At 72.8% G+C, this 16,200-nt stretch carries 12 protein-coding genes; 4 read left to right on the plus strand and 8 right to left on the minus strand.

The genetic code is table 11. The features are described from left to right. Positions 1-3 precede the first annotated feature (3 nt). Positions 4-1,665, plus strand: coding sequence for an amidohydrolase family protein (locus tag AB0H83_RS21885; RefSeq protein WP_360096751.1), 1,662 nt, complete (start codon positions 4-6; stop codon positions 1,663-1,665). Here the strand turns inward: AB0H83_RS21885 and AB0H83_RS21890 are convergent. Continuing rightward, the gene (locus tag AB0H83_RS21890) at positions 1,643-2,434 is read right to left on the minus strand and encodes a phosphotransferase (protein ID WP_360096754.1); all 792 of its coding nucleotides are present in this window, start codon (positions 2,432-2,434) and stop codon (positions 1,643-1,645) included. The genes AB0H83_RS21885 and AB0H83_RS21890 overlap by 23 nt on opposite strands. A gap of 154 nt (positions 2,435-2,588) precedes the next feature. On the opposite strand from AB0H83_RS21890, the gene AB0H83_RS21895 reads away from it, so the two are divergent. The 3 genes from AB0H83_RS21895 (at position 2,589) to AB0H83_RS21905 (ending at position 9,323) form a co-directional block, all read left to right on the plus strand. Then, a complete protein-coding gene (locus AB0H83_RS21895) occupies positions 2,589-8,036 on the plus strand; it encodes an AAA family ATPase (RefSeq protein ID WP_360096757.1) in 5,448 nt (1,815 codons plus the stop codon). Between the two features lie 144 nt (positions 8,037-8,180). Continuing rightward, the gene (locus AB0H83_RS21900) at positions 8,181-8,369 is read left to right on the plus strand and encodes a DUF6767 domain-containing protein (protein WP_360096760.1); all 189 of its coding nucleotides are present in this window, start codon (positions 8,181-8,183) and stop codon (positions 8,367-8,369) included. Positions 8,370-8,489: 120 nt separating this feature from the next. Beyond that, a complete protein-coding gene (locus AB0H83_RS21905) occupies positions 8,490-9,323 on the plus strand; it encodes a universal stress protein (protein WP_360096763.1) in 834 nt (277 codons plus the stop codon). A gap of 35 nt (positions 9,324-9,358) precedes the next feature. On the opposite strand, the gene AB0H83_RS21910 is transcribed toward AB0H83_RS21905, so the two are convergent. The 7 genes from AB0H83_RS21910 to AB0H83_RS21940 all read right to left on the minus strand — a co-directional run. After that, entirely contained in the window at positions 9,359-10,033 is a 675-nt protein-coding gene (locus AB0H83_RS21910) for a 2OG-Fe(II) oxygenase (protein WP_360096766.1), read from the minus strand. Continuing rightward, positions 10,030-10,764: a hypothetical protein gene (locus tag AB0H83_RS21915; protein WP_360096769.1), complete on the minus strand. Its 735-nt coding sequence runs from the start codon at positions 10,762-10,764 to the stop codon at positions 10,030-10,032. Before AB0H83_RS21915 ends, AB0H83_RS21910 begins: the two co-directional genes overlap by 4 nt. 287 nt (positions 10,765-11,051) lie before the next feature. Beyond that, positions 11,052-11,855 (minus strand): SDR family oxidoreductase, encoded by an 804-nt coding sequence (locus tag AB0H83_RS21920; protein ID WP_360096772.1) that lies wholly within the window; start codon positions 11,853-11,855, stop codon positions 11,052-11,054. 127 nt (positions 11,856-11,982) lie between these two features. Beyond that, the gene (locus AB0H83_RS21925) at positions 11,983-12,747 is read right to left on the minus strand and encodes a hypothetical protein (RefSeq protein WP_360096775.1); all 765 of its coding nucleotides are present in this window, start codon (positions 12,745-12,747) and stop codon (positions 11,983-11,985) included. 23 nt (positions 12,748-12,770) lie between these two features. Further along, positions 12,771-13,253: a SigE family RNA polymerase sigma factor gene (locus AB0H83_RS21930; RefSeq protein WP_360096778.1), complete on the minus strand. Its 483-nt coding sequence runs from the start codon at positions 13,251-13,253 to the stop codon at positions 12,771-12,773. Between the two features lie 547 nt (positions 13,254-13,800). Further along, positions 13,801-15,831: a hypothetical protein gene (locus AB0H83_RS21935; protein ID WP_360096781.1), complete on the minus strand. Its 2,031-nt coding sequence runs from the start codon at positions 15,829-15,831 to the stop codon at positions 13,801-13,803. 108 nt (positions 15,832-15,939) lie between these two features. Further along, positions 15,940-16,200 (minus strand): hypothetical protein (locus tag AB0H83_RS21940; RefSeq protein ID WP_360096784.1); only part of this gene is annotated, 261 nt, incomplete at its 5' end.

Raw genomic sequence — 16,200 nt, forward strand, 5'->3', positions numbered from 1 at the left:
GGCATGGTCGGGACACTCTTCACCGGAGCGACGATCTGGGCCGGACCGACCTGCACCCCGCAGCCTGGCTGGCTGCTGGTCACCGGTGACAGCATCACCGCCACCGGGGGACAGCACACGCCGCCACCGCCGGCGGACACCATGATCGACCTCGCAGGTTGCCACATCCTTCCCGGGTTCGTCGACACGCACCTGCACGCCGGCGTTGTCGGGTGGCAGACGCTCGGCGTCGACGGCGCCGCCTGGACCGACCTGCGCGAGGCCCTCGCCGCGATCGGCGCCGCGGCCGCCGCCGACCCGCAGGCGCCCTGGCTGCTGTGCTGGAACGCCCGGCCGTTCCGCTGGCCGCAGCGCCGCCTGCCGACCGCCGCCGAACTGGACGCCGTCGCCCCCGGCCGTCGGATACTCGTCAGCGGCGTCGACGTGCACCGCGGCGCCGTCTCCACCCAGGCGATGCGGTCCCTCGGCATCACCACCCTGCGCGCCCAGGCCGGCGACGTCGGCCGCGACCGCCGCGGCCGGCCCACCGGCGAGATCTGGGAGCAGGCCTACGGCGAGGCCCTGGCCCGCGCCCTCGCCGACGCGCCCGGCGACCCGGAGCAGCTCACCCGGCGCGCCCTGGACCGCTGCCTCGCGCTCGGCATCACCCACGCGCACGAGGCGTACGTCGCCCCGCAGCACCACGAGCGGATGCTGCGCCTCGCCGCCGCCTCCGCGCCCCGGCTGTCCTGGGCCGTCGGCGCCGGCGCCGGCCTGCTCAGCCCCGCCGACGGCCCGGCCGCGGCACCCGGCGGCGACTACGGGGCCAGTGGCCGCGAGGCGAAACTGTTCCTCGACGGCGGCGACCGGTGCGCCGTGTGCCTGCCGGCCCGCGCGCTCGGCCGCCTCACCCTCCAGGCCGTCCGGGAGAGCGTCGTCGCCCGCCACCCGGGCCCGCTGCGGGACGCGTTGCGCCGGCGCAGCGCCGTACACCGGCGGGAACTGCACCTGGAATACCTGCGCTACACCGACCGCGAGGTCACCGACCTGCTCGCCGGCTATCTCGAGGCCGGCATCCGGCCCCGGATGCACGCCCTGGGCAACCTCGCGGCCCGGCAGGCCGCCACCGCACTGCGCACGGCAGGCGCCCCGCCCGGCGCCGCCGTCATCGACCACCTCGTCCTGCTCGACCCGGCCACCGTCGAGCTGGTCGCGGCCAGCGGCGCGTGGGCGACGTACCAGCCGGGCTTCATCACCACGTTCGGCCCGCAGATCGCCGGTGGCGGCACCGACCGGTTCCTCACCGTGCTCGGCGGCCGGCGGCTGCTGGACGCCGGCGTGCCGCTGACCCTCGCCTCCGACCACCCGGCCGGCCCGCTCGACCCGCTGGGCAACCTGCGCCACGCCGTGCACCGCACCATGCCCGACGGCCGCCGGCTGCAGGCCGGGCAGGCACTCACCCCCGCTGAGGCGGTCCGGGCGCTCACCGTGACCGCGGCCGAGTCGCTGGGCACGCCCGGCGGGATCGTCCCGGGCCACCCGGCCGACCTGGCGATCTGCGACGGCGACCCGTTCGGCGCGGCGACCCGTGTCACGCAGACCTGGGTCGCCGGCCGCCGCGTCACGCCGGTCGCTTCACGCCGGTCGCTTCATGACGGTCGCTTCATGAAGGGAACAGCCAGCTGAGGCTCTCTTCGGCGGCTTTCGCGTGCGCCCCGCCGTACGCGAGGTCCTCCAGCGCCGCGCACCGGGCGTAGAAGACGATCCGCTCGGCGCTGCCGTCCGGCAGGCCACCGTACGCGTCGAGGGTCCCGGCGAGGACGTCCGGCCCGAAGTCACGGTACAGCCGGGCGAAGTCCAGCGCAGGGTCGGTGACGGCGGCGTCGGACCAGTCGATCACCCCGGTCACCGCGCCGTCGCGCTCCAGGATGTGCTCGGCGCCGAGGTCGGCGTGGGCGAGCACCCTGCCGCGGCCCGGCGCGGGCACGCTGGTGCGGACGATGCCGAGCAGGCGGGCCGGGCCGTCGAGGTCCGCCAACCACTCGGCGGGCTCGGCGTCCTCCACGGCGACGAGCCCGCCGACCGCCGCCGGGTCGATGTCGTGCAGCTGGCGCAGGAACCGCCCCAGCGTCCGGGCCAGCCCCCGCGGCGCTGCCCGGCCCAGCAGCGGCCGCCCGGGCAGCAGCGGGTACGCGATGACCCCGGCCTCCTCATCGGCGAACCTGACCTCGGGTACGGGCAGGTCGACGTGGGCGGCGACAAGTGCCAGCAGCCGCGTCTCGTCCCGCACGCTGCGTCCGTCCTCGTCGTCTTTGGTGACCCGCACGACCAGGTCCCCGGCGTGGAAGGCGGCGTTGTCCAGGCCGTGCCCCAGCTCGCGGAGCTCGGCACCGTTGAGCTCGGGCGCGTGCACCGTGAGCGCCCGCACCGCCCGCTGCCGCGCCGACTCACCCATCGTGCGTCCTTCCCCGATCCGTGCTTTTCCCGATCGCGACGGCCATCGTGTCATGGTGCGGCGCATCGGGTGACCCCGTGGACTGGTCGGCTTCGCGCTGGAACAGGTGCTCAGTACGCTTTGAAGTGGGCCGGATCGTCCGCGGAGGTGTCGGATGGCGAACGGCGCGATGCTGCCTGGCCGTGATCCACCTGGTCGGGGCGAGATCCTGCACGAGAGCGAACGCACGCTGGTCACCCGGCAGGTCGTTGCCGGGCGCCCGGTCGTGCGCAAGGAGCTGAAGGGGCCGGACGCGCACCGGCGGGCGCGGCACGAAACCGCGGTCCTGGCGCGGCTGCGTGGCGTTGCCGGTGTCGCGCAGCTGGTGGAGGCGCCGCAGTGGCCGGGGTCGGTCGTGGTGGAGGACGCCGGTGGCACGAGCCTGGCCGGGTCGGCGAAGCCGCTGGCGGCCGGTCGTCTGATCGGGCTCGCCGTGGCGTTGGGCCGGGCGGTGGCGGGGATGCACCGGCGGGGTGTGATGCACCGGGACATCACGCCGGCGAACATCGTGGTCTCCCGCGACGGCGCCCCCTGCCTGGTGGACTTCGCGCTGGCGACGTCGTTCGCCGAGCTTCGCCCCGGGTTCACGCACCACACCGAGATCGTGGGGACGCTGGCGTATCTGGCGCCGGAGCAGACCGGCCGGACCGGCCGGTCGGTGGATCAGCGGGCGGACCTGTACGCGTTGGGCGCGACCCTGTACGAGCTGGCGACGGGTGCGCCGCCGTTCGGCTGGGGCGATCCGCTGCGGCTCACGCATGACCACCTGGCCCGGGTGCCGGTGCCGCCGGCGCAGGTGGACCGGGCCGTCCCGGCGCCGCTGTCCGAGATCATCATGCACCTGCTGGAGAAGGAACCGGACAACCGGTACCAGACCGCGGAGGGCCTGGTCCACGACCTGGAGCAGCTGCGCGACGAGGGAACGACGCGGGTCGGCGAGCACGATGTCCCGCTGCGGCTGTTGCCGCCGTCGCGGCTGGTGGGGCGCGAGGCGGAGGTGGCGGCGCTGGTGGCGGCGTTCGAGGAGGCGCTGTCGGGCCGGTGCCGGGGAGTGCTGATCGGCGGGGCACCCGGGGTTGGAAAGACAGTGCTGGTCGATGAGCTGCGGCCGGTGGTGACGGGCAGGGACGGCTGGTTCGTGGCGGGCAAGTTCGACCAGTGCCGGCGGGACCTGGAATACGATGCCATGTACCAGGCGTTCCGGGCGGTGGGCCGGCTGCTGCTGGCCGGGTCGGAGGACGAGCTGGCCGGGGTCCGCCGGCGGATCCTGGCCGTGGCCGGCGCGAACGCGGGCCTGCTGACCGCGGTGGTGCCGGAGTTCGCAGCGCTGCTGCGGGTGCCGCCCGATCCGGGGGATCCGCTGACCACGCAGGCGCGGGCACAGCGGGTGGCGTTCGACGTGTTGCGCGCGGTCGCCTCACGGGAACGGCCCGTGGTGATGTTCGTCGACGACCTGCAGTGGGCGGGGCGTACACCACTGGGCTTCGTGGACCTCGTGCTGAACGCGGAGCCGATCGACGGCCTGCTGCTGGTGGCCGCCTACCGCGAAGGTGACGTGGACGCGGTGCGTCCGCTGGCGGCCGCCCGGTCCCGGTGGTGTGACCAGCCGGGGGTGCGGCACCTGCGGCTGGCCAACCTGCCGGTCGCCGGCACGGTCACCATGGTGGCGGAGATGCTCCACGTGGACGACGCCGCGGCGGCGGACCTGGGCGAGGCGATCAGTCCGCACACGTCCGGCAACCCGTACGAGACGGTGGAGCTGCTCAACGCGCTGCGCCGCGACGGCCTGCTCACGGCCGGGGCCGGCTGGCGGTGGGATGCGGCGGCGGTCCGCACCCACCTGGGGCGGCCGGAGGTCGCCGGGTTGCCGGCGGCACGGGCCGACGCCCTGCCGGGGCAGTCGCGCCTGATGGTGGAGGCGATGGCGTGTCTCGGCGGGCGAGCCGAGCTGGGCGTGCTGCAGACCGCCGTCGGCGAGCCGGCGGACGTGGTGGAACAGCGGCTGGCGCCCGCCCTCGACGAGGGTGTGCTGGCGCTGGAGCCCGGGGCGCGGGAGGCGGTGCTGTTCCGCCACGACCGGATCCGCGAGGCGGTCCTCGACGGGGTGGATTCGCGGCGGCGGCGCGCCCTGCAGCTGGCGATGGCGCGGCGGCTGGCGGCGGTGGCGGAGCTGTTCGCGGTCGCGGCGGGGCAGTACCTGCCGGTGGTCGACGCGGTCGACGACCCCGCGGAGCGGCGCCGGGCGGTGGAGCTGTTCCGCCGCACCGCCGACCAGTCGGCGATGATCGGGGAGTATTCGCTGGTCAACGCGCTGCTGGCCGCGGCGCTGCGGCTGATCGACCCGGACGAGACCGCCACGCTCATCGATGTGCACACCGGCCGGCACACCGCCCTGTACAGCCTGGGGCGCCTGGACGAGGCGGACGAGGAGTTCCGCACGATCGAAGGGCTGGGCGCCACCGCCTTGGCCTGTGCGTCGGCGAGGGCGGTGCAGGCGCGCAGCCTGACCCACCGCAACCGCTACGTCGAGGCGATCGGGCTCGGCCTGGAGGCGCTGCGTGAGCTGGGCATCGCCGTGCCCTCCGCGGACCGGCTCCCGGCGCAGCTCGACCGCCTGTTCGACGTCATGTACCGATGGCTGGCGCACGAGGAAGCCGCGGACGAGCTGAACCGGCCGGAGGTCACGGAGCCGGCGCTGCTCGCCGTGGCCCGCCTCTTCAACGCGGTCCTGCCGGCGGTCTACTTCGCCGCCGACCACGCCAGGCTCGCCTGGCTGAGCCTGGAAGCGCTGCGGATCTGGATCGAGCACGGCCCCGCCGGCCCTCTCCTCGGACCGGCGAGCCACGTCGGCTTCGCCGCCGTGACGGTGCGCGGCGACTACGCCGCCGGGTACCGGGCGATCCGCCGGATCCTGGCACTGGGCGAGGCCCGGGGCTACGAGCCCGACACCTCTCAGGTGCGCTTCCTGTCGGCGCTGCTGAGCTGCTGGTTCGAGCCGGTCGAAAACGGTGTCTGCGCCGGCCGGCAGGCCCGCGAAGGCCTGATCGCGGGGGGTGACCTGGCCAACGCCGGATACACCTACTACCCGGCCATGGTCGGGCTGCTGGACTGCGTGCCCTCGCTGGACATCTACGCCGCCGAGGTGGAGGCCGGGCTCGCCTTCGTGCGGCAGACCGGCGACGAGCACATCGGCGAGTCGTACGACAGCTACCGGCGGCTGGTCGCCGTGCTGCGCGGCGAAAGCGCCTCCACAGCCGGCGCGGCGGTCCCCACCGAACGGTACGCCGAGAGCCCGTGGGCGCTGTTCCACCTGCAGATCACCCGCGCGATCGACGCCGCCATCCTCGACGACCCGGCCGGCCTGAACCGGTGCACCGCAGCGGCGATGTCGCTGCTGTCGGCCGCTGCCGCGTTCTACCCGACCGCCGCGGCGCGCGTGCTGCGTGGACTGGCCCTGGCCGGGCAGGCCCGAGCCGGCCACGGTGGCGAGCGCGACAGTCTGCTGGCCGAGCTGGACGAGGTGACACACTGGCTGGCCGCACGCGCCGCGGACGCGCCGGTCAACTTCCGGCACCTGCTGCGGTTGCTGGAGGCCGAGCGGGCCTGGGCCGTCGGCGACTTCCGCGCCGCCGTCCACGCCTTCGACGCCGCCCGGCACGAGGTCGCCGCGCACGTACGCCCATGGCATCAAGCCCTGATCACCGAGCACGCGGCCCGCTTCTACCTCGCCCACGGCGTCGAACACGCCGGCCATGAACTGCTCGCCGAGGCCCGCCAGGAGTACCTCGCCTGGGGCGCGGCGGCGAAGGTCGCCCAGCTGGACTGGGCCTACCCGGTCCTGCGCCCGCACGACGAGCCGATCGAGGAGCACGACGCCCACCGCCGCGGTGACCTTCCCGCGCGTCGCTCCACCATGACGACCGGCACGGTCGACCTGCTCGGCATCCTGTCCGCGTCGCAGGCGCTGAGCTCCGAGACCGACATCGAGGGCCTGTACTCCCGCCTGGTCCGGGTGCTCTCCGCGATGACCGGCGCCACCGGCGTACGCCTGCTGCTGTGGAGCGAGGACCGGCACGACTGGCTGCTGCCGGCACCCGGCGGTGACGGCGGCATCATCCCGGCTTCCGGCGCCGGTTACGAACGCACGGTGCCGATGTCCGTCCTGCGATACGCCGAGCGGATGCGTGGGCTGCTGGTCGTGGGCGACGCCACCCGTGACGACCGCTTCGCCCGCGACCCGTACTTCACCGGTCTGTGCTGCTGCTCGCTGCTGGCCGTCCCCATCCTCAACCGCGGCACGCTGCAGGCCGTACTGCTGCTCGAGAACCACCTCATCCGCGGCGCGTTCGTCGCCGAACGGCTCGACGGCGTCAAACTCATCGCCGGCCAGCTCGCCGTGTCGCTCGACAACGCCGAGCTGTACGCGGCGTTCCGCCGGATCGCCGACGAGCAGGCAGCGCTGCGGCGGGTGGCGACGCTGGTCGCCCACGGGGCGGCGCCCGACCTCGTGTTCACCACGGTGGCAGACGAGGTCGGCGCGATCCTCGGCGCCGACGGCACGGCGATCGTCCGGTTCGAGCCGGACGGGGAGGTGACGGTGCTGGGCGGCCACGGACTCAAGCAGTCCGAACCGGGGTGGCGTGGCAAGCCCGACCCCGGCACGACCCTGGCCACGGTACAGGCCACGGGCCACGCCGCCCGGCGCGACGTGGACGACCCGGCGTCGGCGACCGGGCCCAGGATCGACCCCGGCATCCGCTCGATTGTCGCCGGCCCGATCGAGGTCGAGGGCCGGCTCTGGGGCGCCATGCGCGTCGGGTCGCGGTGCCGGCGGCTGCCTCAGGACACCGAACGGCGGCTGGTCGACTTCACCGAGCTCATCGCGGCCGCCATCGCCAACGCCGAAAGCCGCACCGAGCTCACCGCGTCACGCGCGCGGATCGTCGCCGCCGCCGACCAGGCCCGGCGGCGCATCGAGCGCGACCTGCACGACGGAGCCCAGCAACAGCTGGTCAGCCTGGCCCTGCAGCTCCGCGCCGTGCAGGCGGCGCTGCCACCCGGGCTCCACACGGTCGCGGCGCAACTCGACCGCGCCGTCGCCGGGGCGACGAACGCCGTGGACGAGCTCCGCGAGACCTCCCGCGGCATCCACCCGGCCATCCTGACCGAGTCCGGCCTCGGCCCGGCGCTGCGCGCGCTCGCCCGCCGCTCACCGATCCCCGTCGACCTCGACGTCCGCGCAGCGGGACGGCTGCCCGAGCACGTCGAGGTCAGCGCGTACTACATCGTTGCCGAGGCGCTCACCAACGCGGCCAAACACGCACACGCCTCGGCCGTCACCGTCACCGTCGAAACCGACATCACCACCACCTGCGGCGCCGACGGCGGCGTCCTGCGGGTCGTCGTGCGAGACGACGGCGTCGGCGGCGCCGACTTCGCCCGCGGCACCGGCCTGGTCGGCCTCAAGGACCGCGCCGAAGCGCTCGGCGGCCGGCTCGTGCTGCACAGCCGGCGCGGTGCCGGGACCACCCTGCGCGCGGAACTCCCACTCGCCCCGCGCTGATGCTGTTGCTGGTGGTGGCCGGGCTGCTCGTCGCTGGCTGACCGAGATGGTGGCGGGACGGCCCCGCGACGGGACGCCGTGCCGCGTGGCCGCCGAGTCGTTCGGCACTGGCGGCGGGTCCGGGCGAGCGGCGATGCTGGCAGCGTGACCACCACTGAGCGAGAGCAGCTTGAGGCGCAGTGCCCGCTGCGGCCGGGCGAGCCGTGCGCCCTGTGCCAGGTCGGCGCGGCCGACCCGCGCGACTGCGGGCTGGTCTACCTCGTCATGCACGACGACGAGCTGCGCGAAGGGCTCCGGCGCCACACCGCCGCCGCAGCCGGGTGCGGGCGGTAGGTCGTCCCCGCGGACGGGGGCGAAGGTCCCGCCGGGTCGTATCAGTCGGCCCTGACCGGCGCGCCTGGGCGCGGGCGACGATGAGTCGACCGCAGCGCGCAGCACCGCCAGGAGGTTGTCATGAGACGTCGAGGCTTGGTCGTCGCCGGGTTCGACGGCTCGGACCCCAGCTGGACCGCCGTGGACCACGCAGCCACCGAGGCCGTGCTGCGCGGTCACGACGTACGGCTGGTCCACGCGCTGCTGCCCGCCCACGCGTACGCGGAGACCGCCCTGATCCGGCCGGTCGAGGACCCCGCCACGGAGGCCCGGCGGCTGCTCGGCTTCGCCCGCGGCTACCTCCAGCGCCAGCACGGCGGGCTGCGGGTACAGGTGTACATCGCCGGCCGGCCGGCCGGGGACCTGCTGCTCAGCGAGGCGCACGCGGCCGACCTCGTCGTCGTCGGCCGCCGGGGGCGCGGCCGGCTGCCGGTGCGCCTCGGCTCGGTCAGCGCCCAGGTCGCCCGGCACGCGACCTGCCCGGTCGCGGTCGTCGGCGGCGCGCCGGGTCACCCGGCCGGTCCGGTGGTGGTCGGGGTCGATGCCGCCGCACCGTCGGAGGCGGCGATCGCGTACGCGTTCGACACCGCCGACCGGCACGGCAGCGACCTGCGCGCCTGCTACGTCACCCCGGCCTGGGACCCGCGCCCGGCGGGCGAGCTGCTCGACCGTGCGCTCGTGCCGTGGCGGGCGCGCTTCCCGCACGTGCCCGTGCACACCGAGGCGGTGCCCGGCACCGACCCGGCGGCGGCGCTGCTGCAGGCCGCCGGCGACGCGTCGCTGCTCGTGGTGGGCTGCCGCCAGCAGGACGGCCTGCGGCGGCTGCTGGCCGGGTCGGTGAGCCACACCCTGGTCCAGCACGCGGGCCTGCCACTGCTCGTCGCGGCGGGCAACGCCGTAGCGGTCAACGGCTGAAGAGCTGCTCGTCGCGGCGGGCAACGCCGTAGCGGTCAGCGGCTGAAGAGCTGCTCGTCCAGGCCGGCGGGGCGCTGCGCCTCCGGGCACGACGGGGAGTAGTAGTTCATCGTCAGCACGGCCCGCACGGCGTCGGCGCGGCGCAGCGGCTCGACATAGTGGGCGTGCCGGCGGGCGTCGAAGAAGTACAGCTGGCCCTTCACCGGGTAGATCCGCATGGCGTCCGCGTCGACCTCGGCGGCGGTGCGGGCGGTCCGGTCCCGGGACACGACCAGGGCGCCGCCGGTCTCCTCGGTGCAGGTCGTCAGGTACAACAGGCCCTGCATCGGGTTGCTGTCGACGTGGCACGGGTACCGCATCGTGATCCCGTCCTGGATGTTCAGGCTCAGCGCGCGGTTGTCGGTGCTGGTCTCCTGCAGCTTCTCCTCGGCGGTGCGCTCGCCGAGCTCCTTGAACCAGCCGCTGTACAGCTCGAACGTCCACGGCACGGCGCGGCGCAGGACCTCGCCGTCGACGCTGTGCATCGGGATCCGGGCGTCGGCCTCCTCGCGGGCGGTGGTCATGGTCGGGCGGAAGACGCGGCGGACCGCGTGCTCGCGGGCGACGGCGAGCAGCGCCTCGGCCCAGTCCTCGGGCAGCAGGTGCCCGACGTCGTAGACGTGCCAGTGGAACGGCAGCTCGAGCGGCGGCCGCCAGGCGGTGCTGGTCATGATCTGGTCCCTCCTGCACGCGTCGTGCCGACCGCCGCCGGGTCCGGGGCGCCGGCAAAGGATTCCTGGTGCTGCTGTACCGCCTGCCACAGCCGCGGGAAGCGCATGTGCCCGACGAACCGGTCCAGCACCTCCACGGAGCGGCCGGTCAGGCTGACGGGTCCGGCGCCGGGCGGCTCGCCGAGCCCGCGCAGCGTCGGATGGCCGCCGAGCCGGGCCCACACCATGCGCTGGTGCTCCTGCTGCCAGCCGAGCACCGCGTCGTCGAGCTCGAGCATCTCCAGCGCGACCGCCGCGAGGTCCTGATGGGTCGTGCCGGCCCGCAGCAGCTCCGCCTCCGAGCACACGCCGTCGGACTCCATCGCCGCGCAGAATGCGCGCCACAAATGCCGGCATGCCTTTTGTACATTCCGCATGCCGGGGGAGTCCAGGCCGCTGCCGCCTTCCGGCAGGCTCGCCCGGATCTGCAGGAACTCCGTCTGCGGAATACCGGACCGCACCTGGCTCAGATGCGTCACGGTGAGCCGTTGCAGATCGGTCGCGCGGCGCAGCAGCCGGTGCGCCCCGCGGTAATCGCCGCAACCGAGATCTTCGGCGGCGCGGACGATGTCGAAATGCATGTTGTACCAGAGCAGTTCGGCGGTCAGATGCAGGGTCTGGAAGAACAGGAAATCGGGGTGCGGCATTTCCGGCAGCGGGCGCAGCGCCCGCACGGCGGCGGTGAACCGCACCACGTCGTCGTAGGCGGTCGGCCCGCCGACGGCGAAGACCGGCCCGGACATGCCGTGCTCGTGCTGCCCCGCGTCACCGGACTGGTGACTGTCGTCGGCCATGTGAACGTTTCGCTCCCTCCACGCGTGCGGGAATACGACCACACGCGTCATGAACGAGTATCACCGGCGAACAATGCGTATATTTCGGTCGGCTGCCAGCGGACACGCTACCGAGGAGCACTGACGGGTGTCAATGAAAGTGGGAGTGCGAAAACAATCGCCGACGGAAATGCCGGCGGCGCGGTTCAGCGGCGCAGATCATGGCGCCGGTGGGTGACCTTCGCGACCAGGCCCTGCGGCAGCAGCCGGCGCAGCGGGAACACGACCGGCGCGTTGCTGCCGACCGCGTAGTGCGCCTTCGGCCGGGGCGCCTCGACCGCCTTGACGATGGTGGCGGCGACCCGCTCGGCCGGCACGCCGGTGCGCTCGTTGCGGTCCAGGGCGGCCAGCATCCGCTCGAAGTCCGCACGGTGCGGCGAGCCCTCCGCGGTGTACTTCGTGCGCCGCTCGCTGATCCCGGTGCTGATCGACCCGGGCTCCACGGTGGTGAGCCACACGTCGAACGGGGTGTACTCGTGCCGGGCGCCGTCGCTGAACCCCTTCAGGGCGGCCTTCGACGCGACGTACGACGAACGGTACGCGAGCGGGAACGACGCGAGCATCGACCCGACCATCACCACCCGGCCGTGCCGGCGCTCCCGCATGCCGGGCAGCAGCAGCTGACTGAGCCGGACCGGCCCGAGCACGTTGACCTGGAACAGCCGCCGCAGCGCGTCGACGGGCAGCTCCTCGAACGCCCCCGACTGGCTCTCCCCGGCGTTGTTGACCAGCACGTCGACCGGTCCGGCCGCGCCGGCCAATGCCTCGATCGACGCGTCGTCGGCCAGGTCCAGCGGCAGGAACTGCACGCCGTCGGGCCGCTGCTCAGCGGTGAGCGTCTCCGGCCGCCGGCTCGTGCCGATCACCCGGTAACCCCGCGCGACCAGCGCGGCGGCGGTCGCCCGCCCGATGCCCGACGATGCTCCCGTTACCAGCGCGGTACGTTGCATCGCTGCACCATACCCGTCACCCGACCCGGCGGCTGAAGCCCTCGACGGTCATGGATCGCGCCGGCATCGACGCCTTCGGGGGACGAGTCGCGCGATGGCCGACGCGCAACTCGTCCCCTCGTACTGATCACTTGATGCGGTCGGTTGCCTCCGCGGCGATCCGGATGAGCTGGTCGAGGGTCAGGGTGGGCGTCTGCTCGGCACCGCCGCTCGTGATGGTCATGACCCGGTTTTCTGCGAGCCCGATCCGGACCTCGAACCTCTTTACATCCTTACTGTTCACCGTGTATGTGACCACCGGCTTGCCGGAGGCGGTCTTTGCGTCGACGCACGGTGGAGCCGAGGCCGGGCTGTCGCCCCGCTGCCCGTCCGCCTTCTTGCCGGGAACGGCCGCGAGCGTCGCGCAGGTCAGCGGATCGATGGTCATGGACGTGGGGAAGCTGTGCAGCATGACGTTGACGCTGCCCGTCGCTCCGGCGTTCGTGACCCCGGCCGGTCCGATCCATCCCAGCGGCGACACGTCGTCGATGACGGTGATGTCGAAGCCCTTCGGGTCCCATTGTGCCGACGGCACCGCCGCCCGTACGGCCGCGTCGAGCGTGGCCTTGATCTGGCCGGCACTGACCTGCGCCTCCTCGCGGGTCGCCGACCGCAGTTGGAGGCGGTTGTCCGGGAGGCCCGAGGCGTCGGTCGGTGGCGCGCCCACGGGTGGCGGGCCGGCGGGTCCGGTGCCCGTGGTGAGCATGACCACCGCGAGCCCGGCCGCCATCGCGGTGGCGCCGAGCGTGCTCCACAGCGTGGCGCGCACCCGGTGGTCGCGGCGCACGATCGCCCGCGAGTCGATGGCCGTGGGCGGCGGCGTGCCGATCACTTCGTCGAACAACTGGTGCATCAACGGTCCTTCCGGTGGGTGGGTCATCGAGGTGTTCCGATACGGAGCTGCTCCAGCGCGCGTGCCGATTGGCTCTTGACGGTTCCGGGGGACACGCCGAGGATCTCGGCGGTCTCCTCGACCGAGTGGTCGAGGTAGAAGCGCAGGATCAGCACTGCACGCTGGCGTGGCCCGAGTGAGCGGAGCAGGTCGGCCAGCGGCAGCCGGTCGACCACCCGGTCGTCGGGCAGGTATGACCGGGGCGGCGGGTCGGAGTGCGTCTGTTCCAGGTGCCGCCAGCGGCGGCCCCGCTCGGTCAGCCAGCACCGGGTCAGCACCTTCTGCGCGTACGCGTCGACGTTGTCGGCGCTGCGCACCTTCGACCAGCTCCGGTGCAGTTTGACCAATGCCTGCGAGACGAGGTCGTCGGCGAGGTGCCAGTCGCCGCACAGCAGATAGGCGCTTCGTCGCCATCGATCGAGGCGTTCGGCGACGAACGCGTGAAACTCGTCGTCGGATCTGGGCAAGCGGACCTCCAACGGCCGGGGGTGTCAGCCGTACGACCGCGCCGCTCCCGCGCAGGGTTGCACGCCGTCGCGGATTCCCTGTGTCTCGCGTCCGACCCGAACAACGCCGCCGACGCCGACACCGGCCTTCGACTCGCAGTCGGCGCTGGAACTGCGGCTGCGGTTCGCCGCGCAGATCCCGTTCACCCAGCAGGAGCCGCGGCCGACCGCGGTCGGGCCGGCCCGCGCGCAGCAGCGCCGTCGCGAGCAGCGGAGGCGCCCACGGTTCGGTGACGTCGCCGAGCATGGCGATCGCCTCGTCCGGCGGGCCGGACTCGGCCAGAAGGCCGCCAGCTCCGCGGTCCTGGCGGCGTCACTGCGCGTCAGCCACGCAAGCCGGCCGAACACCTGAGCCATGATCAGGTGCGGCAGTCGGAACGCCATCACCCACGCCTGCGCCCGACCAACGAACACCACCTCACAGCACGTACGACGAGTTATGGCAGGCACCGGGGTGTGTCCACACAGGACATACCCCGGCCGCGACGAGACCGCCCGAACTCTCACATCATGTGACATCCGCCGGCATCAGCTCACGACTCTCACCAGACCTCGTCGATGTGGCATGGTCGGCTTGAGCCGGCACCGCAGATCCGGTCCGCTGCCGTGGTGACGCCCGGGCAATCAGCGGCTGGCGCGTCCGGCGGGCCACCACGGCGGCCATCCCGTGGTACCCGTCGCGCGCCTTGTCGGCGGGTTCGGCCTCGAAGCGACGGATCGTGAACTCCAGGCCGGCGTCGCGGTACGCCTCCTCGATGTCGGCCACGGTCAGCGGGACTGCTGGGAAGTTCGTGTCCAGTCCACTCGGCCACCCCCGGGAATCGAGCATGTGTGTGGTCACCAGAAGCCCGTCGGGCTCGAGCGCCCGGGCGAGAGCCCGGATCGCCCGGTGGAAGTCGCGCCGCGTCGAGGCGATCGACTCCGCTACGAAAAAGGCGGTCAGGATCGCATACCGGTGCATCGGCAGCGAGTAGATGGAGCCTTCGACAACGTTGGCCCGCCGGCAGGCCCGTGCGAACGCGTCGGCGTACCGGGCGCCACCCAGTTCCACCATGGTGTCCTGGAAGCGCTGCCATGGCTGCGGTGTGGCCGTCAGGGTACGGGACTCGTCGAGCAGCCCTTCGGCGTACCCGCGGTTCGCCGCACTGAACTCGATCATGTCGATGGCGCCGTCGTCGCTGACGTAGGGCGCCAGCAGCATGATGGGGTAGAAGTTGGGCCCCGCGCCCACGTCCGCAACCAGGGGGGCATCGCGCTCGGCAAGGCCGGCACGCTCGATCTGCTCGATGACGAAGGCCATGATGCCCCGGTCTTCGGGAAGGACCCGTCGACCGTAGTTGCGCATCACGTACTCCTCCGGATCGACTGCGGCCCAGTCGTCGAAGGCCCGCAGGTCGCGCATCAGGTCGTCGACCTCCCGCTCGATGAGCCGGCAGACGGCGTACGACACCAGCGCCGGCGAGAGCAGGTCCGTGTCGAAGAAGATGTCGTGCACATTTTCCTGACGCAGAATGTTCATCGCCCGGCCCAGCGCGTAGACCCGGTCCTGCTCGACGGCGAACCGCTTGTCCAGGATTTTCAGATGCACCAACAGATGGGAGACCGGGTGCAGAAAGCTGGCGGCATCGAGGGTGTGGCACAGCGGGCGCCCGTCACGCTGGAGCGCTATACCCCGTCGGCGCAGCTCCCGATTGCGGTTGTTGGAGTGCAGGGCGAGGGTCTCGATGAACGTGTCGGACGGGGTGAACACGACCTCCAGGGCGGACCGCTGGGTGACGACCCCCGCGGCGCTGTCCCGGAGCATGGCGATCATGCGGTCGACTTCGGAGACGAGGGCATCCTCCTGCAGCAGCACGAACCGCTGACCCGGCATGTCTCCGGGCCGGATGGCGCCGAACTGCTGGAAGACGTCACGCATCTCGACCACGAAGAGATCACGCTGAAGCTGGCTGAGCGACCCCACCTCAACGTCCCAGGTGTAGTCGTCGAGGAGCGCGACAAGGGTCACGTTCGCGAAGTCTTCGGTGACGTCGCGGATGAGCTCCGCGAGCATCATGCCGGCCCGCTCGTCCGGGGGCAGGTTGTCGGGGCTCACCTGCAGTCTGCCGTCTGCGTCGAGGTGCGCGGACATGTAGGGCCCGACCGTCTCCACATCGACATACTCGCCCGCGACCACCGCCGCGATGACGTCACCCAACCAGGCGTACTCCGTGTTGATGCCCAGTGCGGTGAGCCGCTTGGTGTCCCGGTCGTCGATCGCGGCGTCCAGCTGCAGTGCGAGCGGGTCGTCAACAGCCGGGATGTCGCGCTGTAACTCCGTGCGATATGCGACGAGCCGGTTTCGAAGGTCTTCGGCGCGGCGCAGTCTCACCGCTCGGCTACCGATCGGCTTGAACCGCCACATGTCCTTCGGTGTCTTCGGCGATCGGGCGGTCAACTCCCGTACTGCCGAGGCGAGTGCAGTGACGTCGGTAAACCCCTTGTCCCGCAACTGCGCCCGCAGCTCGACATCGTTGTCGTCTGCCTGATTGATCATCATGCCGGGTAGCGTACCGCCAGGTGTCACGCCGGGTGTCGTAGCGGTGGTGTGGGCGCGGTCGCGCCGGCCGGGAGTTCGCGTGGCCCGGTCCGCGGGGTGACGCCGCGGTCAGAAGCTCGTGACTTGCGCGCGCGAGGCCTCATCCTTGTAGCGCTTGACGCGCTGCTCGGTCTCTGTCCTCCCGCTCGCGATCCTGCTGCCGTCCTTGCGCTTCCAGAACGGTGTGAGCCTGGCTTCGATCGGGCGGGACGACCCGGCGATCATGACGGCCCGGCCGAACTTCAGGGTGCGGATCTCGTCGACGGACAGCACCGGACGTCCCTCGGTCTCGCCCAGCAGCTTGGACATGTCTGCCAGGTCCGAGGCGTT

This window comes from Dactylosporangium sp. NPDC050688 (assembly GCF_040654515.1).
Taxonomy (GTDB): domain Bacteria; phylum Actinomycetota; class Actinomycetes; order Mycobacteriales; family Micromonosporaceae; genus Dactylosporangium.

Bases quoted from the DNA above. Each gene is read 5' to 3' on its own strand.
- AB0H83_RS21905 (WP_360096763.1), top strand. From the start codon at position 8,490: ATGAGACGTCGAGGCTTGGTCGTCGCCGGGTTCGACGGCTCGGACCCC.
- AB0H83_RS21885 (WP_360096751.1), top strand. From the start codon at position 4: ATGGTCGGGACACTCTTCACCGGAGCGACGATCTGGGCCGGACCGACC.
- AB0H83_RS21920 (WP_360096772.1), bottom strand. From the start codon at position 11,855: ATGCAACGTACCGCGCTGGTAACGGGAGCATCGTCGGGCATCGGGCGG.
- AB0H83_RS21910 (WP_360096766.1), bottom strand. From the start codon at position 10,033: ATGACCAGCACCGCCTGGCGGCCGCCGCTCGAGCTGCCGTTCCACTGG.
- AB0H83_RS21935 (WP_360096781.1), bottom strand. From the start codon at position 15,831: ATGATGATCAATCAGGCAGACGACAACGATGTCGAGCTGCGGGCGCAG.
- AB0H83_RS21895 (WP_360096757.1), top strand. From the start codon at position 2,589: ATGGCGAACGGCGCGATGCTGCCTGGCCGTGATCCACCTGGTCGGGGC.
- AB0H83_RS21890 (WP_360096754.1), bottom strand. From the start codon at position 2,434: ATGGGTGAGTCGGCGCGGCAGCGGGCGGTGCGGGCGCTCACGGTGCAC.
- AB0H83_RS21925 (WP_360096775.1), bottom strand. From the start codon at position 12,747: ATGCACCAGTTGTTCGACGAAGTGATCGGCACGCCGCCGCCCACGGCC.